Here is a 23335-nt window from a genome sequence, read left to right as displayed (position 1 = left end):
ATGTTTTAGAAATTAAGACTTACCCCAAATACTCCGGTGAACGGACGAGGATAAATGTTGCCATCATAACCTCCATTGATTTCCGGATCAATCCCTTTATACTTGGAAATGGTAAATACGTTTTGAGCGGTAAGATAAGTACGTCCGCTGATTTTCATCCCGAACAGTTTGTCAAAGCTGTATCCCAAAGTGATGTTGTCGCACTTCAAGAACGAAGCGTTCTGAATGAAATAATCCGACAAAGCACTCTCGGTAGAGATATAGTTCCAATTCTTCGGTATGGTCATGTCAGTGACGTTGTGCCATGTATTACCATTGAACAAACGTTCCACGGAGATATTCGACCGACCGGCTTCCACTCCGTTATAGGCATAATTGCCGAGGCTTGCGCGAAGTGAGAAGCTGAAGTCCCAATTTTTGTAAAGCAGTTTGGAGGTCATACCCATCATCACATCGGCATCGGCTTTCTTGTAGAAGTAACGGTCGGCCGAGTTGATGGTTCCATCACCGTTTCTATCCACAAACAGTCCTTCGATAGGTTGCCCGTTCTTGTCATACACCTGCTGATAAGTATAGAAAGCAGATACCGGTCTGCCCACGGCCCAAGCCTTGATACCATCCGAACCGGAGTCGCCCACTGCAAGTCCGCCATGCAGGATTTTGTAATTGGAATCATTACCGGCCAGCAACTTGTCTATTTCGTTATTGTTATAAGTGATGTTGTAACCAAGTTCCCAACGCCAGTCTTTAGTCTGGACAGGACGATATGTGAACGAGAATTCCACTCCCTGATTATGCAACTCTCCGATATTGCTCGTCACCTTATTCTTGAAGTTCGAGCCGGCAGCTACAGCCACGGTGTTGATGAGGTCGGTGGTCTTACGATAGTAATAATCAACGCTGGCCGTGAAGCGGTCGTTGAGAAGATTCAAGTCGATACCGGCATTGTAAGTCGTAGTCTTCTCCCACGTCAGTGCAGCATTGTAAGCATCGGGACGATATGTCACACCCTTGCCCAAAATGGGATAGTATGCGCCCAGTCCGTTTGTTGTGTACGAAGCGAAATAAGTATAGTCGCCAATACCTTCCTGCTGGCCGGTTTTACCCCAACCGAGGCGAAGTTTCAAGTCGGATATTGTTTTAGAATCACGCAGGAAAGACTCTTCTTTGATTTTCCATGCGGCAGCCACTGACGGGAAAAGTCCCCAACGGCCATCCTTATGGAAACGTGAAGAACCATCGTTACGCAATGTCACAGTCAACAAATAACGGTCCAACAAAGAATAATTCAAACGGCCGAAGAAAGATACCAGATAATTCTCTGTCTTATACAACGTATTTTCTGACGGATCTTTAATCTCGCCCGGATGTTCTTTGTTCGTGTTAGGATAAGTTCCATAATAATAGTAGTCCGTTTTCTTGTGGAAGTGTTGCCACTCATAGCCGCCCATTGCATCGAAATGATGATTTTTACCAAAATCTTTGATGTATTGAGCATACATGTTCAGCGACAGGTTGTAGGTGTCTTGCGTATTCCACCCCTGATTCCCGTAATAATAGTTGTCATAGTTATAGCGGCTGTAGAATTTATCGCTTTTACCACTCTTCAAGTCCATACCGGCATTCATGTGCAGATGGAGGTCTTCAAGGCCGTGAATCTTATAATCGAGTTCTAAGTTTCCGGTCAATTCTTTCCCCTTGCCCTTATCAGAAACCGTGTTCAGCAAAGACATCGGGTTTCTGGCGGCCAAAGAGTGGATGGAGTATTTCCATTCATCATCGCCGCGGTCCACAGGCGAGCTGTATTGGAAATATCCACCAAAATTCTTATTGAAAAACTCGCTATTGATATATACGGGTTTGGTGGGATCCATTTCGCTGGCAGCGCCGATGGCTCCGGTGTTGGCATAAGTTGTTTTGGAGTACATGCCCTTAGCGTTGAAGTTCACTGTCAGATGTTCTTGAAAGAAAGTTGGATTCAAGCTTACGCTGGCCGTGAAACGTTCAAAGTCGGAAGTGCGGAGAATACCCTGCTGATTGGTATAGCCTAAAGAAACACGATAAGGCAGGTTCTTATAAGCGCCCGTCAGGGTAAGATTATGGTCGGTAGAAATCGCCGTGCGATAGATCTCATCTTGCCAATCGGTGTCGGCAAAAAGCTTCTGTGCTCCTGCGGCAGGCGTGCCGTCGGCATTATAAGCGCTCCAGTAACCCATCATTTTATAATACTCGCTGTTTTCCCAATCGGCACCATCCAGGCCACTCTTTCTTTTAATGAAATCCATGAACTCGCCTGCTTTCAAGACATCCAGCTTATTAGCTACAACACTCATCGAAACACTTCCGTTATATGCGACGGCCGGTTTCATGTTTTTGCGTCCTTTCTTGGTTGTGATAATAATCACACCATTGGAGGCACGGCTACCATAAATGGCGGTGGCCGAAGCGTCTTTCAGCACAGTGAAACTTTCAATATCATTAGGATTCACAAGGTTCAAGGGGTTGGACATCCCCTGCATTCCGTAATTATCCATGGCCAGCCCATCGATGACAATCAACGGATCGTTGCTGGCATTCAATGATGACCCGCCACGAATACGAATCGATGCGCCACCGCCCGGTTCACCACCATTGCTTTGCACGTTGACGCCGGCAATTTTTCCCGTAATCATGTCTTGTGCGCTTACTTGAAGACCCTTGTTCATCTCATCGGGTTTAATAGCTGTCACCGAACCGGTCAAGTCGTTCTTTTTGGCACGACCGTAGCCAATAACCACCACTTCGTTCAGCAACTCCGCGTCATCCTGCAAAGTCACCACCACAGAAGGAGCGGCAGCCACTTCCTGCGATTTATAGCCGATAAAAGATACTACCAACGTAGCTCCCTTACGCACGTTCAACGTGAAATTACCATCAAGGTCGGTGATTGTACCATTCGAGGTATTACCTTTTTCCACGACATTTGCGCCAATCACCTCCATACCCGCGGCATCTTTCACATGCCCTTTCACGGTGATGTTCTGCGCATAAACGCCAATAGACAAGAATAGCCCTAAAAATAGGGGAAGAATCGTTCGACAGATTCTAAGATTAACTTGCTTCATGCACTTAATAAATAAAAGTTAACAATATAAATTACCTGTATATTTCTCAAAAAACAAAATCGAGTTCATGGCATCCGCGAAGGTCGTTTTTCAAAGTACCCATAGCATGATGAGACAAAAATATCCCTTATTCGCATAATAGGGAAAAAGAAGTGTGATAAATATGCTGTTCGAAAGATGCAAACGATTGCGTAACTACAAAGTCATCAGGTATCAGATTTTCCTATATATCTCTCCTTGACCTATGTCCCTACGGGCATAAGCTTATACAAATATACAAATAAAAGAGGAGAGATACAAGCAAAAGAGAAGAGACGATATGCCACAAACTAAGGCATCCTTACCGTCAGGGCCATACCAAAACCGTATCAACTCCGTATCTGTCCCGCACCTTATAGGAACGGAGCAGATACGGAGGATATATGCGGAGGAACTACGGATTATTCGCCGAAAGCCTCCATAATCACGGTAGGGCGTCCGTCTTCGGTGAAAGCGCCCAATCTATATTGGCTCGGCTTGCACTCCGGTTCCCAATAGAACACACCTTTACAGCGACCGTTGGTATTCTCCTTGCACTCTTTCAAGATACGGGCCAACTGCCTTTTACCCTCGGCCAAGACAGAAGGACTTGCCAATCTACCCCGTTCATCGGCACACTCCATACCGGTCTCCACCATCATGACATCGCAATTATATTTCGCGCTCAAGGCGTTGATGTTCTTGATGCAGTCTGTAATAACATCATCGGCCTTATAGGCAGGTTTCTCCACGCGCGTCCAATAAGGATAGAGCGACATGCCTATCATATCCCACTTGCCCCCGTTCTTTTTCAGCTCGTCGAAGAACCAGTTGAACAGACCGCTGTCCCATCCGTTGTCCAGATGAACAATGACAATGGCATCGGCGAAAACCGACTTCACGGCATCATATCCGGTGGTAATGAAAGCCCCCAGATTGGCCCAATTCACGGGATACACCACTTTAGAAGAAGCATTGGCGGGCGCATCCTTCAGGTGGCGTTCTTCCACATCATAAGAAGCGCCGCTCAACGCCTTGTCTTTATCCCACAGCATGCCGGGACGGATTTCATTGCCCACCTGTACCCATTTGGGAGTGACGCCTGCCTCCTTCAACGCCCGAAGCACGTCTGCCGTATGGTCGCCGATGGCTTTCTTCAAATCCGCCAAATTCTTGCCTACCCACGAGGCCGGTTTGTTCTGCTGGGCAGGGTCGGCCCACCAATCACTGTAGTGGAAGTCTATCATCACATCCATGCCCAAAGCTTTGGCCCTTTTAGCTTTCACCACCACATCGTCCACATTGCACCAATTGCCGTGGGCACTCGGGTCTACCCACACGCGGATGCGGATGGCATCAAGTCCAAGCTCCCTCATCAGAGCCGTGCATTCGCGTTTCTCGCCTTTGGCATTATAGAAACCATATCCTTTGGATTCGTATTCGGTGACCCACCCGATGTCTGCCCCTTTGGCAAAATCAGAAGTTATCTTCCCGGGAGTCTCGGGCTTCGGTTCGGGAGTGGGAACAAAAGTGTCATTACTGTTGCCGCATGCCGTCAACGAATAAGCGGCAAAAAGAAAAGAAAAGAATGTTTTAAAGTAATCCATGGTAAACTAAGTTTTTATTTATTGTTCGGGTGACAAAAGTAGGAGAAGACAGTTTGTCCACAACGAAGATACCACCCAGGCAAGTTGCTATCCACAAGCGTTCTTCATTATCCTCAAAGATGCTGTATGCCCAGTTCGCATTGTAGCGATAAGTGCTATCCACCACCACACCACAATAGATATGCGTGTTACTCTGCTCACCCGGGGTGAAATGCGGACGGGCCGAATATCCGTCGTAACTGTACAGCCCTTTTTCCGTCCCTATCCACATAAGCCCCTGTGTATCTTGCAGAAAACATCCTATTACAGAAGTCTCTGCTCCCAAATAGATATTACGAAACAGCCCATAATCTGACTTCTGTCCACATATACGACAGGGCATGACAAACGACAGCAGTGTCATACAGAGGTAAAGGAAATATCTATGCATTCTTAGATTTTTGCTATAGGTTGGTTGCAAATTTAGTATAAATTGTGGTTTATATGCCGGTGCAACGAGAAAAAAATCAAGACCACCTCTATCTTTACGGCCTTATACTTATACAAGTAAAAGAGGGGAAGCGATATACCACAAGCCTGATGCATACTTACCCTCGGAGCCATACCCAAACCGTATCAACGCCGTGTCCGCTCCGTGTCCGCTCCGTACCTATATGAGCGGAGGTGATACGGAGGTGATACGGAGATGATACGGAGATGATACGGAGGTGATACGGAGATAATACGGAGATAATACGGAGGTAATACGGAGGAACTACGGAATGATAAGACGATTTTCTCACTATCCCAACGGAAAATTATCCAATTTTTATGCTCGTATATATACATAAGTAAGTATCATTTTATGCGCCGATATCTTTCGGATAACGACGCATCGGCCAATATAGCGAGGGAAATTACATAAAATCCAACCGGAGCAACACGATGCAATCGTTTGCACAAACTTCCGGCCCGATATACTTCAATGAGAAGCCGTAGCTTGCCCCATTCCGTTATTTTTGTGACCGGGTGGCGCAAAAAAGACGAAGTCCGTCTGCTTGCAACATCCTCTATTTTATTACCTTTGCTCAAAAATCTTACTCATGAATAAACCGCAGATTACCATCAAGGACATTGCCCGGGCGTTGAACGTCTCTCCTTCCACCGTGTCGAGGGCACTGAAAGACAATCCGGACATCAGCCGGGAGACTCGTGACCTTATTCATGCCTATGCCCGCGAGCACAACTACAAGCCGAACGAACTCGCCGTAAACCTGCGCTCCAGCCGCAGCAATACGATCGGAGTGATTGTCCCGCAATTGGTACACCACTTTTTCTCCTGCGTGTTGAGCGGAATAGAGAAAGCGGCCACGGCAGCGGGATATAACATCATCGTGGCACAAAGCAGCGAATCGTATGAGCAGGAAGTAAAGATAACGCACGCTTTTCTGTCTGCCCGCGTCTGCGGGGTCATCGCTTCGCTTGCCAAGGGCACCGCCCTTTACGATCATTATCAGGAGTTGCTGAATCATGACATTCCCATCGTCTTCTACGACCGAATCTGCACGGAACTGAAAACCGAGCGGGTGGTGGTGGACGACTATGCCGGCTCGTTTGCCGCGGTGGAATACATGATACAGACCGGATGCAAGCGCATTTTTTTCTATGCCGCTTCTCCCCATTTGGAAATCACCAAGAACCGACGCAACGGCTATCTGGATGCCATGAAGAAATATAAGATTCCGGTGGACGACAGCATGATTCTGCCATGCGACACGCGCGAACGCGCCATCGCCATCACTCCGGATTTACTGGAAAGCCCCAATCGTCCCGACGGATTCTTCGCCATCAACGACGAAACGGCATCGGGCATACTGTATGCATGCAAACTGGTGGGGCTGAAAGTCCCTGATGAAGTTTCCATCTGCGGATTCACCGACGGAGCCATCGCGCAAAGCACCGACCCGAAACTGACCACAATAGAACAGCGTGGCGAAGAGGTGGGAAAAAGCGCTTTCGGCATACTGATAGAGAAGCTGGAAGGGAAAACGGAGAAAAACAGCAACAGAATAGTGCGTACCAATCTGGTGGTGAGAGGAACAACGAAATAAAAACCAATAGCATATATACCATGAAAGTAAAACCCGATTTAGGTTTCTGGAAGCTGTGGAACATCAGCTTCGGTTTCTTTGGCGTACAGATTGCGTATGCCTTGCAAAGTGCAAACATCAGCCGTATCTTCTCCACATTGGGAGCCGATCCGCATAACCTGAGCTATTTCTGGATACTGCCTCCGCTGGCAGGCATCATCGTGCAACCCATCGTAGGAGCGGCCAGCGACAAGACGTGGACACGTTTCGGCCGGCGCATCCCCTACCTCTTCATCGGTTCGTTAGTGGCGGTATTGGTGATGTGCCTGCTGCCCAATGCCGGCAGTTTCGGCATGGTGGCAAGTACGGCCATGACATTCGGGCTGGTGTCGCTGATGTTTCTCGACACTTCCATCAACATGGCCATGCAACCCTTCAAGATGATGGTGGGCGACATGGTGAACGAAAAGCAGAAGGGACTGGCCTACTCCATCCAGAGCTTCCTGTGCAACGCCGGCAGTCTGGTAGGTTTCCTGTTCCCGTTCATCTTCGCATGGATAGGCATCAGCAACACGGCACCCGAAGGGGTGGTGCCCGACTCCGTGATTTACTCTTTCTACATCGGGGCAGCCATCCTGATATTCTGTGTCATCTACACCACGGTCAAGGTAAAGGAGATGCCGCCCGCCGAGTATGCCGAATATCACGGCATCAGCGAAAAGGAGGAGCATGAGAAGACCAACATGCTGAAACTCCTTGCCAAAGCTCCGAAAACGTTCTGGACAGTGGGGCTGGTTCAGTTCTTCTGCTGGTTCGCGTTCATGTTCATGTGGACTTATACCAACGGAAGCGTGGCGGCCAATGCGTTCGATGCGCCGACCGTAGAACATCTGACGAATGGTGTGAGCAAGATAGTGCTCGACACCAAGAGCCTGCAATATCAAGAGGCCGCCAACTGGGTGGGCGTGCTCTTTGCCGTGCAGGCCATCGGCTCCGTGCTCTGGGCCATCTGCATCCCGCTGTTCAAGGACCGCCGCTTCATCTACTCCCTCAGTCTGGTATTGGGAGGCATCGGCTTCATCTCTACCTATTTCATGCATCACCCCTATCTGCTATTCGTTTCTTTCTTGCTCATCGGCTGCGCATGGGCCGCCATGCTGGCATTGCCGTTCACCATCCTGACCAACGCATTGAGCGGCGGACACATGGGCACTTACCTGGGGCTGTTCAACGGCACCATCTGCATCCCGCAGATTGTAGCGGCCGCCTTGGGTGGAAGCATTCTTGCCCTGTTCACCCCCGAAGGGGCGCTGCCTCCCGAAATCAACATGCTCGTGATGGCAGGCGTGATGCTGATGATAGGAGCCGGCTGTGTGTACCTGATTAAAGAAACAAATACAGAAAAAGCCGGCTGATAACCGGCTTCAGAAACATGTCCGAGCGGGGAGGCAGTCCGACACCGGTTCCCCCGCCCGACACCGAGGAAAGCGCCCGGCAGCGAGAGACGGCGTCTTCCTCCGGTGTCTTTCATTCCTACCTCAAATTTTGTCCTCTGATATTCTCCTTTATTCCCGCATATTGCTTATCTTTACGGCGATAACCTCTGAAAACACACAACGATGAAGAAATATCTCAAAACCGATGAATGGAACATCATCGAAGATGGGTTCCACCCCGACCGTCAACGAATGTCCGAAAGTATATTCAGTCTTGGAAACGGGCGTTTCGGTCAACGGGGATATTTTGAAGAGTCTTATGGCAGCGACAGCTACCGGGCTTCGTTCGTGGCAGGCATCACCTTTCTGGATAAAACCCGTGTGGAGTGGTGGAAGAACGGATTCCCCCACTATTACACCCGAATCCCCAAAGCGGCGGACTGGAGCCGTATGGGCCTGCGCCTCATTGACGAAGAATTAGACGTAGCGGTATGGGATGTGGACAGCTTCATCCGCCGCCTCGACATGAAAGAGGGCATCTCCTACCGCGACATGGAGGTCACCTCCCCGCAAGGAAACAAACTCCGCATCCATGTGGAGCACATCGCCGACATGGCCCGTCCCGACCTCAGCCTCATCAAATACAGCGTTTCGTCCGTCAACTACACCGGAAGAGTATCGCTCGTGCCCATACTCGACGCGGGCGCCGTGGACGACCCTGACCACCCGAACATCAAAATATGGAACATCCTGCGTTCCGGCTCTGCCGGCGATTGCGCCTACCTCTGGACACAGACCCGGCGGGAAGACGCGCAGGTGTGCTATGCCATGACCTACCGGTTCTTCAAGAACGGCAAAGAGGCCGGAGCCATCCCCATACGCATAGAGAAAGAGAAACAGGCAGGATTCAGCGTAGGCGCCGACGTAAAACCCGGCGACCGCGTAACGCTCATCAAATACACCGCCATCACCTCCTCGCTCTACAATGAACGGAGCGAACTGGTAGACGCCTCCGTGGACCAAGCGCGCAAAGCCAAGCAGATAGGCTGGGACGCCCTGCTGGACGAGCACAAGCAAGCCTGGCAGAGCATCTGGGACGAAACGGACGTCTCCATCGAAGGCGACCCGGAGGTGCAGCAAGGCATCCGCTACAACATCTTCCAGCTTCACCAGACTTACCGCGGAGACGACCCGCGCCTGAACATCGGCCCCAAAGGCTTCACGGGCGAAAAGTACGGCGGAAACACTTATTGGAACACCGAGTTGTGCTGCGTGCCTTTCTTCCTGCTCTCCACCCCCAAGGAGATTACGAAGAACTTGCTGATTTACCGCTACAACCACCTGACCAAAGCCATAGACAATGCCCGTAAACTGGGCTTCAAGGATGGAGCCGCACTATATCCGCAAATGACCAACAACGGCGAAGAGTGCCACAGCGAATGGGAAATAACTTTCGAGGAGATACACCGCAACAACATCATCGTTTACGCCATTGTCCAGCACGCCATACTGACCGGCTCGACGGACTACATCGCCCAATATGGCCTGGAAGTGATGATTGCCGTCAGCCGCTTCTGGAGCCAACGGGTGTCTTTCTCGCAACCGAAGCAGAAATACGTCATCCTCGGTGTCACCGGACCGGACGAATACGAGAACAACGTGGACAACAACTGGTACACCAACTACTCCTGCATACAATGCCTCAGGATGACCCTCCGTTTTCTGGAAGTCATCGAGCGGAAATATCCCGAGCGGTATGCCCACATCTGCCGCACCACCCGGTTCAATCAGCCCGAAGAGAGCAAGCGTTGGGAGGAAATCATCGAGCAGATGTATCTGCCTGAAGATAAGGAACGGAACATCTTCGTCCAGAACGACGGTTATATGGACAAGGTACTGGAAAGCGCCGACAACATCCCCGCCGAAGAGCGCCCCATCAACCAGCACTGGTCGTGGGACCGCATCCTGCGTTCGTGCTACATCAAGCAAAGCGACGTGTTGCTGGGGCTTTATCTCTATTACTTCAATTTCGATACGGATACCGTCCGCCGCAACTTCGAGTTCTACGAGCCGATGACGGTGCACGAATCATCCCTCTCACCGCACATCCACGCCATCCTCGCCGCCCGCATCGGCGAAGTGGAAAAGGCCTACCGCCTCTTCGTGCATGCCACGCGACTCGACTTGGACGACTATAATAACGAAGCCTGCCAAGGCCTGCATATCACCAGCATGCCGGGCGCATGGCTCGTCATCGTACGGGGCTTTGCAGGCATGCAGGTACAAGGCGAGATGTTGAAATTCTCTCCCGTCGTGCCTCAGAAGTGGAACAGTTATTCTTTCAAAATCAATTACCGGGGATGCACGTTGCGTCTGCACATAGGCAAGGAGATACGCATCTTGCTCAAGGCCGGCGAAGCGCTGAAAGTACAGGTTTATCAGGACGTGTACACACTGAAGAAAGACCAAGAACTGCAACTGCCGCTCATGCAATAAGACAAAGGCATGCGACCGTTTATCTATTTCTTATGCCTGTTAGCACGTTTACGGCGAATCTCCGCTTTCATTTTAGCCGATGCGGAACCATGCTGCCCCGTGATGTAGGTCTTCTTCTTAGCCTTGGTCTTTACTTTATTCTCTCCTTTGGCTTTTTCTTTTTTGCCTTTAAAGACAATACCACCCATCATTGCCTCTTCTATGCTCACGATTTTTGTTTTTATAGGTTTAGAAATTGTTATTTAGCCATTGCTTTAATGATTTCTCCCACATAGGTACGTGGCATACCTTCCATCGCGGCAGGTGAGGGAAGTTTCTTGCATTCCAGTATCAGCGCAGGTTCTGTTTGTCCTGTCGGGTAGAAGCGAATGATGTAATTTTCCGCTTTTTCCATTTGTTCGTATGGCTGGTCGGGCGACAGAATGCTAAAGACAACCGACTTTCCGTTGACTTTACCCAATGAGCCGCCGGAGTTAGCAGTCATCATTGTCATATTGAATGGATCATCTCCTATCACGATAACCAGTCTTCCATTTCCTGTTTGAATGGCATTAGAAGATAAATCTTGAGGGGATACTTGTCTGTATCCTGCAACCGCAACCGTTGTCTGTGTCTGCTCTGTAACAGCCACTCCGGTTGTTTGAGGAGTATCTACTATCACTTGCTTTTTAGGAGTAATCACTATCGGGCCTGAGCCGGTAATAGCTTTTTGTTCTTCTTTTTGCCCCTCAGTCAAATTTTGTGCTGTAGAAGCGCTGAGCGATTCGGTTATTTCTTGAGTGAAGCTGTCTGCAAAGTCTACGGTTTTTCTACGCCACTTGGCAAGACCGCGTATCAATTTTGTTTTGGCTTTGTTCAGGGCATATTTGTCAGTAATCCATTCTTCCGCAGTATATTTTTCTTTCCCTTCCCGATAACTGAATCGGATTTTCTCTATTTCGAGCATGCTCTTTTCCGGTAGGCAGTTCACCGTCAGCTGATAGGACACTTTGGTGCGATCAAGAGACAAAGCGCTCGAACTGAATATAATCCATTCTTCGCCGGTACCCACAATCTGTCCTTTGGCTTTATCGGTAAAAACGATACGGCTGTTGTTCCCGTTTTTTTTCAGTCGTTTGTCCATCCATTGGGATATTCGTTCATAGATTTCGTCTTGTGACATACCGGGAATGCTGAACTCTTTTGAAAATACCACTTTACCATTCACTTCGGGAACGGCACCGGCTAAATATCTGCTGTCATCTCTGTCCTGTGCATACAACGGAGCAGATAGACAAAAGCAAAACAACAAGAAAAGAAAATGTGTCAATTTTTTCATAATAAACATATGTCTTTAATTTAACAGTCAATCTCAAAAACTTTCTTCCGAATGAGAGATGGAAAGGAAAAAGCATGGGGGCAAATATAATGCTTTTTATTTGTTCCACGAACTGTTTTGGCCCATGCATATAATCTTTTCCCATATGGTTGCCTGCCGGGAACTATGGATATATTTACTTCCGGTGCTATTTTGAAAAAAAGAATAACATGAGGGGCACAACGATATGGATATTTACAAGCTTTTCATTTGACAATCTTAATAGATTCCAAATATTTGGAAGGCAGCATGCCCGTCTCCTTCTTGAACACACAGGTGAAATGTTGGGGATAGTCGAAGCCTGTGCTATAGGCTACTTCCGCAATTGTCTTGCCGGATGCTATGAGCATTTTGGAGCGGTCGACGACGAATCCGCGGATATATTGCAAGGGACTTTGACCCAGTGCTTTACGGATAACATCTCCAAAATAGCCGGGCGACATGAAGAGTTCACTTGCACAGTATTTCACACTGGGAATCCCACTTTTATATTGTCTCCCATTTTCGTAATACTTCAGTAGTACTTGCTGAAAACGGGCGAGAATGTCACTCTTGTTTTCTGTCGCTTTCAGGAATTGCCGGTCATAGAATCGATTACAAAAATCGGCTAACAGCAGAATATAATCTTGCACAATCCGGTCGGCATGCGGCTGATTGGCCTTCAACTCTCTGCGAATAGCTGACATGATATGGTTTATTATCGCCATCTCGTCGGCAGTGAGTTTTAGTGCCTCGTTTGTATTATACGAAAAATAGTGATAATTGTTCAAGTTGCGTTCAAATTCTGTGCCATAGACAAATTCCGGGTCGAACATCAGTACCCAACCATTATACTGTTCCACTGTGCCATCGTCGGCCTTTCCTCCTATCTGTCCGGGAGCATAAGCCAACAATGCATCCTCGTCAGCAGCATAGTTGCCAACACCATAAGTAAGTTGGTCCGGAAAGTTCTTCTGCACAAAAATGGCATACACATCGAATCGGTTGAGGGTATGGCGTATTCTCCCCATCTCGTCATAATGAATCACTGACACATGAGGATGATAAACGGGTGCTCCAATGTCATTGGCGTAATCGTTGGCCGTGTTGATATGCAGAATTTCTTTCATACGCGGTGATACATTTTGTGAACAAAAATATCCATTTTACTTGTAATTACCAAGAAAAACACAAAAACGATAAAATCGGTAATTTTATCGTTAATATATCTATCTGTTACCAGTGCCAAAACAACTAATTTTGCATTCGGAAACAAAGATTACAGCATCTTCTGACTTCAAAGTAGAACATTTAAAAATATCAGGAATATGAAGAATTTAATTTTAACAACATTATTGAGTATGACAATGATGAGCAATGCGCAGATAAACGACAAGCAGACAGCAATGCAAGAGCCTGCCAAGCTGCTGCTGACACAGCAATGGGACAAAACGTTCCTTAAGAGTGACAAAGTAGAACATAAGAAAGTAACCTTCCATAATCACTTCGGCATCGAGCTCGCTGCCGACATGTACACACCCAAGGAAGTTGCGGGTAAGCTGTCGGCCATTGCCGTAAGTGGACCATTCGGCGCAGTAAAAGAGCAATCGAGCGGTATTTACGCACAGAGACTCGCCGAGATGGGCTTTCTTACAATAGCATTCGACCCGTCGTTTACGGGCGAAAGTGGTGGACAACCGCGCGATATGTTCTCACTCGACATCAATACGGAAGACTTTCAGGCTGCTGTAGACTACTTGAGCAACCTGCCAAACGTCGATGCCAATCACATCGGTATTCTTGGTATCTGCGGTTGGGGAGGCATTGCACTGAATGCAGCAGCTAACGACCCACGCATCAAAGCCACCGTAGCCAGTACCATGTACGACATGCCACGCATAGGCGCATGGGGTTATAACGACAGCGGCACTGCCGACGAACGCTATCAGAGCAAGGCACAGATAGCACAGCTACGCACCGAAGAGTATGCCACAGGCGCACAGCAGCGTGCCGCCACCAACGTTCCATTCGACAAGCTCACGGGAAAGGAACCGGCATTCATTCAGCAATATTCCGCCTACTACACCACTAAACGCGGCTATAACGAGCGTTCCGTGAACTCAAAGAATGGCTGGAAGCTGCAAGCCATGACAGGGTGGATGAACAATACTATCCTCGCACATCCTGAAGATCTGCGTAATGCCGTACTCATCGTTCATGGCGAAAAGGCTCACTCTCGTTATATGGGCGAGGATACATTCAAGAAACTCAAGGGCGACAATAAACAGCTGATAATAGTTCCTGATGCAACGCATACCGATTTGTACGATGGCGGTGATAATAATTATATCCCATTTGACCAAATCAAGGCGTTCTATCAGAACTATTTGAAGTAACAACGAGGGGCTTATACGAAGATATATATGTCGATGGCTTTCACCGTCGCAGTGACATCTGTCGATAAGAAAGATTCACCCAAGGCATGGCTAAAGTGTTTGTGGGAGTTTCGGCCGGAATGGTGTTGGGTGTACTTGTTGATACAGGCAACTATATCAGCTTGTTAATGCGGCTGATATACTTACCGATAATATCAAACTCAATATTCACCACACTGCCAATCCGGAAAGCATGGAAATTGGTGTTTTCAAAAGTATAAGGAATAATGGCCACTTGGAAAGTATCTTCGGTGGGGTTGCATACGGTCAGGCTGACTCCGTTGACCGTTACCGAGCCTTTATCCACCGTGATGTATCCCCGTTTTGCCATCTCTTTGTCAAAAGCATACTTGAAGGTGAAATAATAACTTCCCTCCGCATCCTTTATATCGATGCATGTAGCAGTCTGATCGACATGTCCCTGAACGATATGTCCGTCCAAACGCCCGTTCATCATCATGCTACGCTCCACATTCACTTCGTCGCCTACCTCCAGCAGACCAAGATTGGAACGCTCCAGCGTTTCTTTCATCGCCGTCACGGTATATGTATCATCTGTCAAACTGACCACAGTAAGGCAAACACCGTTATGAGAAACACTCTGATCTATTTTCAGTTCGTTTACAAACGAACACTTAAACGTGAAATGCACATTCTCCCGTTCTTTAACCACGGCCACCAACACGGCACATTCTTCTACAATTCCGGAAAACATTGTCTTATTATACTTTTAGGTTATTGCTATAGTGCCTGCAAAGATAAAAAAAGAGCTTTATATGAGGCATAAAAAAAGGAAGCTTTTCACAAAGCCTCCTTTTTTCAGTTTTCAATAGGTATTAGTTTTTTTTAAGGTAAAAAGATTGTTTTCAGGATAACGGTGCAAATATAGACGCTTTTCGTGATACCAACCAAATTAAAAAACATGTCTTATAACATCTTTTCGGAAAACAGTTTAGCATAATTATCATTTCAAAGCACTTTTCTACATTTGCAAGCGTCTTCAAGGGCAAATATAAGACTATTTTTGACAGAATCCTGAAATTATACTAAAAAATGTCTGATGTCTATCAGGTAAAGAACGTGTTGTGTCCTAATCCATGGTGACCAAGGAATTTCCATATGAGACACCGTTTTACGGTACTAAAACTGCGCATTCACGCATTTTTACAATGAAAAATTGCATTATATTACGCCAACTAACCCCATATATTAGGATAACAAATACATCTTTACCGCATAGGCTATTATATTTTGAGACTAAGAACTCGTGAAACATTTATCCTGAGGCTTGCTCACCGAGACCTCCCACGCCACAAAGATAGGGGTGGTCTTGATTTTTTCTTATCACACTGGCATATAAATCGTGATTTATATCTAAATTTGCACCAACGAAAACAGTAAGTAGTATGGCAGAAGCAAGAAGTGAAGAAACAAACGAAAAAAAGAGCCTGAATTTCATAGAACAAATAGTAGAGAACGATTTAAGAGAAGGTAAAAACGGGAATAAAGTGCAAACACGTTTTCCGCCGGAACCGAACGGTTATCTTCATATCGGACATGCCAAGGCCATCTGCCTTGATTTTGGCATCGCTGCGGCCCATGGCGGCATTTGCAACCTGCGCTTCGACGACACCAACCCTACCAAAGAAGATGTGGAATACGTAGAATCCATAAAGGAGGACATCCGATGGTTAGGTTATCAGTGGGGAAATGAATACTATGCTTCCGACTATTTTCAGCAGCTTTGGGACTTTGCCGTTCATCTCATCAAAGAGGGCAAAGCGTATATCGATGAGCAAACTTCCGAACAGATAGCTGCGCAAAAAGGCACTCCTACACAACCCGGCACGGAAAGCCCGTATCGTAACCGCCCCGTTGAAGAATCTCTTACATTGTTCCGGAAAATGAATAACGGAGAGATTGAAGAAGGAGCCATGGTGCTTCGAGCCAAGATAGATATGGCAAGTTCCAACATGCACTTCCGCGACCCTATCATCTACCGCGTGGTGAAGCATCCGCATCACCGTACCGGAACCACATGGAAGGCCTATCCGATGTATGACTTCGCACACGGACAAAGTGACTTCTTCGAAGGGGTGACGCACTCGCTGTGTACTTTGGAGTTCGTGCCCCACCGCCCGCTTTACGACCTCTTTGTAGATTGGGTGAAAGAAGGGAAGGATCTGAACGACAACCGCCCCCGCCAATATGAATTCAATAAGCTGAACCTGAGCTATACGCTGATGAGCAAGCGCAATCTGCTGACGTTGGTCAAAGAGGGCCTTGTCAATGGTTGGGACGACCCCAGGATGCCGACCATCTGCGGTTTCCGCCGCCGCGGTTATTCGCCGGAGTCCATACACAAATTCATTGATAAAATCGGCTATACAACGTATGATGCGCTGAATGAGTTTGCCCTTCTGGAAAGTGCCGTACGCGAAGACTTGAACGACCGTGCCATCCGTATATCGGCCGTATTGAACCCCGTGAAGCTCATCATCACCAATTACCCGGAAGGACAAGTTGAGGAGATGGAGGCCATCGACAACCCCGAACATTCTGAAGAAGGAAGCCACTTTATAGAATTCAGTCGCGAGCTCTGGATAGAACGCGATGATTTCATGGAAGATGCTCCGAAGAAATATTTCCGCATGACACCGGGGCAAGAAGTACGCTTGAAGAACGCCTATATCGTGAAATGCACCGGTTGCAAGAAGAATGATGCCGGCGAAATCGTAGAAATATATTGCGAATACGACCCGGAGAGTAAAAGCGGCTTGCCCGGAGCCAACCGCAAGGTAAAAGGTACCATTCATTGGCTAAGCCGCGACCATTGCCTCCAGGCAGAAGTACGTCTTTACGACCGCCTCTGGAAAGTAGAAAATCCGAGAGATGAACTTGCCGCCATCCGCGAGGAAAAGAATTGTGATGCACTGACAGCCATGAAGGAAATCATCAATCCGGACTCTCTGCACACACTGCCATGCTGCTACATCGAGAAATACGCTGCCGACATGCCCCCACTCTCTTATCTGCAATTCCAACGTATCGGCTATTTCAACGTGGACAAAGAATCCACCGGAGAGAAAATGATATTTAACCGTACTGTAGGTCTGAAAGATACATGGGGGAAAATCAACAAATAAAATGAATAAGAAAAATCGGATATCTGACAGAGAAAAAGAACTGCGAAAATTTGCTTCAGAATACGAGTCGTTGAAAGCGAACAACAAACCTCGGTATCTGGATGTAGAGGATCTTGTGGATCTTGCCAACTGGTATGCCGCACGCCATAGATACACAACGGCAATTGAACTTGTTGAGTACGGCCTTATGATACACCCCGGCGACACGTCCTTGCTGGTGGAACTTTCCTATTTATTTCTGGATACCCAAAGGACAAGGGAAGCGCAAGACACATGCGAAAGCATTATCGAGGTTTCTTCCGAAGTAATAATTCTGAAAACCAATCTCTTGTTGAAAGAAGGAAAAGTAGAGGAAGCCGAAGTACTCCTCAACCAGATGGAAGACCAAGACGATATAGGCAACATTATCGACGTGTGTTATGCATACATTGACATGGGATTTCCCGAAAAGGCATTGCCATGGCTGGAACGCGCACGCAAGCTGCATGCCGACAAAGAAATATATCTTGCAACCACGGGCGACTATTACTTCGGCATGGGAGAATTTGAAAAGGCCGGTGTTTGCTTCAATCAGCTGATAGATATAAATCCTTATTCGGCACCTTACTGGATGGGGCTGGCCCGTTGCTATTTCGAACAACAGATGCTTGACAAAGCAATTGAAGCGTGTGACTACGCCCTTGTCTCTGACGAGGAATGCGCCGATGCCTATACGATAAGAGGACACGCTTTCTTTCAATTGGGAAATGAAGAAAAGGCTATGGAAAATTTTCTGCAGGCAGAGAAATTCGGAGGACTCTCTTCCTACTTCATCAACTACTTCATCGGCATGAGCAACTTAGCCAAAGGGAAATGGGAAGAGGGATATGTTTTGTTGGAAAAAGCCATTCAGGAAAACACCGATTACGGCAGCAATCCCACAACAAGTTCTTCGCTCTATGCTCATGCGGCATTGTGCTTGCATAAAATGGGGAAAACGACAAAAGCCCATCGATATTGCAAGACAGCCTATGAACTGAATCCGGCAGATATTAATACATACTTGATAGAAGGCCGTATCTATATGGAGGAAGGAAAATATAAAAAAGGAGCGAAAAAATGGGACGAAGCCATAAAGTATGCTCCATATGCAGAGACATGGTACGAGATTGGTCAGCACAGCATGGAAGTAAATCAATTTAACTATGCCAAGCTGGCTTTTGAACAAGTCAAACAAATGAATCCCGATTTTGAGGATATCAACGAAAAACTGGCCGGACTGTATGTGGTGCTGAAGGACAAGGAGAACTTTATGAAGTACAATAGCTTGTGCAAACATCCTCTTGACTGGGAGAAAGTGGAACAGCTAAAGCAATTGCTGCAAGATGACGGACAAGATGAATTGACTCAAATAATCAAAGACATATTTGACGGATTGCAATAACATTCAATAACCCGCAAAACAAAAAAAATGGAATTATCAGCAGAACTCATCAAATGGGTATTGGAGAATTTGAGCTATTGGGTAGTCACCCTCTTCATGGCTATTGAAAGCTCTTTTATCCCATTCCCGTCGGAAGTCATTGTCCCGCCCGCCGCATGGAAATCCATGGCAGACGAAAGTATGAACATTGTACTTGTGGTTGTTTTTGCTACAGTTGGAGCCGACATAGGCGCATTGATCAACTACTATCTGGCACGTTGGCTGGGACGTCCTATCGTGTATCGATTTGCCAACAGCCGTTTCGGGCATATGTGCCTCATTGATGAAGATAAGGTACGCCATGCAGAGGAATACTTCAAGAAACATGGTGCTGCTTCCACTTTCTTCGGCCGCCTCATTCCGGCAGTACGCCAACTCATCAGCATTCCCGCAGGGCTGGCCGGCATGAAGTTAAGTTCTTTCCTTCTTTACACTACGCTGGGAGCGGGAATATGGAATGCCGTTCTCGCCTTGATAGGTTATCTAATCTATCGCTTTACGGAAATAAAGACGACAAATGATGTTTATGTAATGGCAACGAAATACAGCCATGAGATAGGTTACGCTATCATGGCCATTGCCATATTGGTTGTAGGCTTTCTTATTTACAAAGGAATGAAGAAAAAATAAAGATGGCATCGACCGAAATGGCCCGGAATCTCCACGGGAAAACGCTCGTTTTATAACCCTACGAATTTCAGCGTTTTACACTTGCATAAGTGTGAGGTGATACTTGTACAAGTGTAAGCCCTCACTTGCACAAGTGTGAAACGCTGAATTACTGTCTCTTCCTGATTTAGCTATACGCTTTTTCTGTTTATAAACGATATCAGCAGACTGTTCTTTAGAATATTGTACTGCTTCAGTAGTCACTTCCTCCTAAGTCATGCTGATATAGTAGACACACCTAAGTCTTGGACGGATAGAAAAAACGGTGAACAGGAAAAACCTGCTCACCGTTTTGTTTTTAATACATTTCTAAATTCAAAATATTACTTCAAAGCAGCAATGGCCTTATCATAATCAGGTTCTTGAGTGATTTCGGGAACCAACTCCGTATAGACTACCTTACCGTTCTTGCCAATGATGACCACCGCACGTGCCAATAATCCCGCAAGAGGACCATCCGCCATGCGCACTCCGTAGTTCTCGTCAAAATCAGAGAAACGGAAATCCGATAAAGGAATCACATTCTCTATACCTTCTGTAGAGCAGAACCGGGTATGAGCAAAAGGCAGATCCTTGGATATTGCCAATACAACAGTATCAGCCAAATCAGCTGCCAATTGATTGAACTTGCGCACCGAAGTGGCACATACGCTCGTATCCAAACTCGGGAAGATATTCAACACTACATTCTTTCCGTTCAGCTCTTTCAAAGAAAAAGAAGATAAATCAGTTTTTACCAATTCGAAATCAGGGGCTGCCGTGCCTACCTGTATAAACTCGCCGAGAATCTTTACCGGCTGTCCTTTAAATGTTGTTGTAGCCATAGTCATATCAATTTATATGGTAATAGAACAAAAGGTGACATCAAAAAGTTCACAGGGAACTACCGTTATTTTCAACCTCAAGCCTATTTATCCTATTTTTTCATCAAGAGGCATTCTCCTTCCCAATCAACAGTTAATTTCTTCTTTCAAGCCCGAAAGAAAATCTTAAAAAAAATGTAATACAAACCCCAAGTTATAATAAGTGTTATAAAAATCGATTTTATAGCTTTTCCATCTTGCAGATATCGAAAAAGACCGTATATTTGCACTGTGTTTTTCATAGTATTAGATTTAAGGTTAACAAAGGTTGGAGTACAGCGGTACTCCTTTTTTTTATTTATATACCTATCGCTTTTTTGCATCAAGGAAAATTCCTGCTTTGAATAGATTCTATCAGTTTTTCTCTATCTTTGTACGACCTTTGCCCGATATAGGCACAGGATATAAAGAATTCATAAACCACTAAACTAAAAACAAGAATTTTATGGCAATGCATACATGGTTTGAGTGTAAAATACGCTACGAAAAAACGATGGAAAACGGCATGAATAAGAAAGTAACCGAGCCATATCTCGTAGACGCCCTCAGCTTCACGGAAGCAGAAGCACGTATCATCGAAGAGATGACACCTTTCATTTCAGGAGAATTCACCGTGTCGGACATCAAGCGCGCCAACTACAGCGAACTATTCCCCTGCGAGGAAGAGGCTTCCGACCGTTGGTTCAAGTGCAAATTGGTTTTCATCACATTGGATGAAAAAAGCGGCGCGGAAAAGAAAACGTCAACTCAAGTATTGGTACAAGCTGCCGACTTGCGTGATGCCGTGAAGAAGCTGGATGAGGGCATGAAAGGCACAATGGCCGATTATCAAATTGCCTCTGTAGCCGAAACCGCCATCATGGATGTATATCCGTATAGCGCAGAAGCCAACGACAAACCGGAAATCTGATATGAGTATCGCAGAAAGTTTAAAACAAGTACAGAACGAACTGCCTGAAGGAGTACGATTGGTAGCCGTTTCCAAGTTTCACCCCAACGAAGCGATAGAAGAAGCCTATCGTGCCGGGCAACGCGTGTTCGGAGAAAACAAGGTACAGGAAATGACAGCCAAATATGAAAGTCTTCCCAAAGATATTGAGTGGCACTTTATAGGACATCTGCAGACGAATAAAATAAAATACATTATTCCTTATGTGACATTGATTCACGGAATCGACTCCTACAAACTGCTGGCTGAGGTGAACAAACAAGCAGAAAAAGCCGGTAGAACCGTGAATTGCTTACTCCAATTGCATATCGCACGCGAAGATACTAAATTCGGATTCAGCTTTGACGAATGCCGAGGGATGTTGGCTTCAGGGGAATGGAAGCAGTTTCATAATATCAGGATATGCGGCTTGATGGGTATGGCCACGAACACGGATAATGCCGAACAAATCAAAATGGAGTTTTGTTCCTTAAGTAAATTCTTCCGAGAAGTAAAAGACGAGTGGTTTTCAGAGTCGGAAGCTTTCAAGGAACTGTCCATGGGAATGTCTCACGACTATCGTGAAGCCATTGCAGCCGGAAGTACACTGATACGTATAGGAAGCAAGATTTTTGGAGAAAGAAATTATTGATAACTAAAAATATTATATCATGGCAACATTAGAAACAACTTTTGCAGGGTTAAAGCTTAAAAAACCCATCATTGTGAGTAGTTCCGGATTAACAGACAGTGCCGCAAAGAACCAGAAACTTTTTGAAGCAGGCGCAGGTGCCATTGTACTTAAATCTCTTTTTGAAGAACAAATCATGATGGAAGCCGACTGGCAAGGCGATCCTAATATGTATCCCGAAGGAAGCGACTACCTCGTGGGGTATATTCGTGAACATAAATTGGGAGAATATCTGAACCTGATAAAAGAGAGCAAGAAAGTTTGCAACATTCCTATCATAGCCAGCATCAACTGTTATCAGAATGCCGACTGGGTGGATTTTGCCTCTAAAATAGAAGAAGCCGGCGCAGATGCACTGGAAATCAATATTCTTGCCCTACAAACCGAGGTTCAATACTCGTACGGTTCTTTCGAACAACGTCATATAGACATTTTAAGCCACATCAAGAAAACGGTAAAGATTCCTGTTATCATGAAATTGGGTGATAACCTCACCAACCCGATAGCTCTCATCAACCAGCTATATGCCAACGGTGCCGCGGCAGTGGTAATGTTCAATCGCTTCTACCAGCCGGACATCAACATTGAGAAACTCGCTCAAGTGCCCGGCAATGTGTTCAGCAATGAGGCTGATTTGTCCAACTCCCTGCGCTGGGTTGGCATTGCTTCGGCAATGGTGGATAAGTTGGATTATGCAGTGTCAGGCGGCATTCACTCTCCCGAAGGAGTAGTAAAAGCGATTCTGGCGGGCGCATCGGCAGTGGAGGTTTGCAGCGTACTCTATCAGAAATCTATCTCGACCATTGCAGAATACACTCACTTCCTTGATTCTTGGATGCAACGCAAGGGAATGAACCACATCAATCAAATTAAAGGTATGCTGAACATCAAAGATGAAAAAGGAGTTAATATCTTTGAAAGAACCCAGTTCCTGAAATATTTCTCATCCCATCAATAATACCAGAAACAGATTCTAAAAAGAGTGGAACATTTGTTATAATAATGATGACATGGTCATTGAACTGACGTTATTATAAATGTTACATTTCGGTTCAAACAAGAGTGAGGTTGTATC

Annotated in this window: 17 protein-coding genes and 1 pseudogene; 10 read left to right on the top strand and 8 right to left on the bottom strand. The window is 46.4% G+C overall.

Annotation, left to right across the window (positions count from 1 at the left end; all coding sequences use genetic code 11):
* Nucleotides 1-5: 5 nt before the first annotated feature.
* From C4H11_RS13425 to C4H11_RS14340, 3 genes and pseudogenes are all read right to left on the bottom strand, one after another.
* Nucleotides 6-3104, bottom strand: coding sequence for a SusC/RagA family TonB-linked outer membrane protein (locus C4H11_RS13425; protein ID WP_106042766.1), 3099 nt, complete (start codon nt 3102-3104; stop codon nt 6-8).
* A gap of 440 nt (nt 3105-3544) precedes the next feature.
* Nucleotides 3545-4729, bottom strand: coding sequence for a glycoside hydrolase family 53 protein (locus C4H11_RS13420; protein WP_106042764.1), 1185 nt, complete (start codon nt 4727-4729; stop codon nt 3545-3547).
* A 52-nt stretch (nt 4730-4781) separates the two neighbouring features.
* Nucleotides 4782-5132: pseudogene (locus tag C4H11_RS14340) on the bottom strand (two-component regulator propeller domain-containing protein); the annotation flags it as partial.
* 679 nt (nt 5133-5811) lie between these two features.
* On the opposite strand from C4H11_RS14340, the gene C4H11_RS13410 reads away from it, so the two are divergent.
* From C4H11_RS13410 to C4H11_RS13400, 3 genes are all read left to right on the top strand, one after another.
* The gene (locus C4H11_RS13410) at nt 5812-6819 is read left to right on the top strand and encodes a LacI family DNA-binding transcriptional regulator (protein ID WP_106042762.1); all 1008 of its coding nucleotides are present in this window, start codon (nt 5812-5814) and stop codon (nt 6817-6819) included.
* A 20-nt stretch (nt 6820-6839) separates the two neighbouring features.
* Entirely contained in the window at nt 6840-8213 is a 1374-nt protein-coding gene (locus C4H11_RS13405; RefSeq protein ID WP_106042760.1) for an MFS transporter, read from the top strand.
* A gap of 204 nt (nt 8214-8417) precedes the next feature.
* Complete coding sequence (locus C4H11_RS13400; protein WP_106042758.1) at nt 8418-10730, top strand: family 65 glycosyl hydrolase domain-containing protein; 2313 nt, start codon at nt 8418-8420, stop codon at nt 10728-10730.
* A 23-nt stretch (nt 10731-10753) separates the two neighbouring features.
* Here the strand turns inward: C4H11_RS13400 and C4H11_RS13395 are convergent, their stop codons facing one another.
* From C4H11_RS13395 to C4H11_RS13385, 3 genes are all read right to left on the bottom strand, one after another.
* The gene (locus C4H11_RS13395; RefSeq protein ID WP_106042756.1) at nt 10754-10939 is read right to left on the bottom strand and encodes a hypothetical protein; all 186 of its coding nucleotides are present in this window, start codon (nt 10937-10939) and stop codon (nt 10754-10756) included.
* A 29-nt stretch (nt 10940-10968) separates the two neighbouring features.
* Entirely contained in the window at nt 10969-12048 is a 1080-nt protein-coding gene (locus tag C4H11_RS13390; RefSeq protein ID WP_106043462.1) for a DUF4468 domain-containing protein, read from the bottom strand.
* Between the two features lie 245 nt (nt 12049-12293).
* Nucleotides 12294-13196, bottom strand: a complete 903-nt coding sequence (locus tag C4H11_RS13385) for a helix-turn-helix domain-containing protein (RefSeq protein WP_106042754.1) — start codon at nt 13194-13196, stop codon at nt 12294-12296.
* Nucleotides 13197-13394: 198 nt separating this feature from the next.
* Here C4H11_RS13385 and C4H11_RS13380 point away from each other — a divergent pair, with 198 nt between their 5' ends.
* Nucleotides 13395-14462 (top strand): alpha/beta hydrolase, encoded by a 1068-nt coding sequence (locus tag C4H11_RS13380; RefSeq protein WP_394336041.1) that lies wholly within the window; start codon nt 13395-13397, stop codon nt 14460-14462.
* A gap of 151 nt (nt 14463-14613) precedes the next feature.
* Here the strand turns inward: C4H11_RS13380 and C4H11_RS13375 are convergent, their stop codons facing one another.
* Entirely contained in the window at nt 14614-15216 is a 603-nt protein-coding gene (locus tag C4H11_RS13375; RefSeq protein WP_106042752.1) for a riboflavin synthase, read from the bottom strand.
* Nucleotides 15217-15907: 691 nt separating this feature from the next.
* Here C4H11_RS13375 and C4H11_RS13370 point away from each other — a divergent pair.
* From C4H11_RS13370 to C4H11_RS13360, 3 genes are read left to right on the top strand one after another with little or no spacing between them, the layout of a single operon-like run.
* Nucleotides 15908-17647: a glutamine--tRNA ligase/YqeY domain fusion protein gene (locus tag C4H11_RS13370; RefSeq protein WP_106042750.1), complete on the top strand. Its 1740-nt coding sequence runs from the start codon at nt 15908-15910 to the stop codon at nt 17645-17647.
* A gap of 1 nt (nt 17648) precedes the next feature.
* Nucleotides 17649-19070 (top strand): tetratricopeptide repeat protein, encoded by a 1422-nt coding sequence (locus C4H11_RS13365; protein WP_106042748.1) that lies wholly within the window; start codon nt 17649-17651, stop codon nt 19068-19070.
* Nucleotides 19071-19097: 27 nt separating this feature from the next.
* Nucleotides 19098-19739 (top strand): DedA family protein, encoded by a 642-nt coding sequence (locus C4H11_RS13360; RefSeq protein WP_106042746.1) that lies wholly within the window; start codon nt 19098-19100, stop codon nt 19737-19739.
* A 362-nt stretch (nt 19740-20101) separates the two neighbouring features.
* Here C4H11_RS13360 and tpx read toward each other — a convergent pair whose 3' ends face one another.
* The gene (gene tpx, locus C4H11_RS13355; RefSeq protein WP_106042744.1) at nt 20102-20602 is read right to left on the bottom strand and encodes a thiol peroxidase; all 501 of its coding nucleotides are present in this window, start codon (nt 20600-20602) and stop codon (nt 20102-20104) included.
* Between the two features lie 484 nt (nt 20603-21086).
* Between tpx and C4H11_RS13350 the strand changes: the two genes are divergently transcribed.
* The 3 genes from C4H11_RS13350 to C4H11_RS13340 are packed head-to-tail and all read left to right on the top strand — an operon-like array spanning nt 21087 to nt 23218.
* Nucleotides 21087-21551 (top strand): DUF4494 domain-containing protein, encoded by a 465-nt coding sequence (locus C4H11_RS13350; protein ID WP_106042742.1) that lies wholly within the window; start codon nt 21087-21089, stop codon nt 21549-21551.
* A 1-nt stretch (nt 21552) separates the two neighbouring features.
* Entirely contained in the window at nt 21553-22221 is a 669-nt protein-coding gene (locus C4H11_RS13345; RefSeq protein ID WP_106042740.1) for a YggS family pyridoxal phosphate-dependent enzyme, read from the top strand.
* Between the two features lie 19 nt (nt 22222-22240).
* Nucleotides 22241-23218: a dihydroorotate dehydrogenase-like protein gene (locus C4H11_RS13340; RefSeq protein WP_106042738.1), complete on the top strand. Its 978-nt coding sequence runs from the start codon at nt 22241-22243 to the stop codon at nt 23216-23218.
* Nucleotides 23219-23335: the final 117 nt, after the last annotated feature.

The sequence above is a fragment of the Bacteroides zoogleoformans genome (assembly GCF_002998435.1).
In the GTDB taxonomy this organism is placed as follows: domain Bacteria; phylum Bacteroidota; class Bacteroidia; order Bacteroidales; family Bacteroidaceae; genus Bacteroides; species Bacteroides zoogleoformans.
Note: the sequence above shows the minus strand (reverse complement) of the source record. Positions and strands in the feature narration are given on the sequence as shown.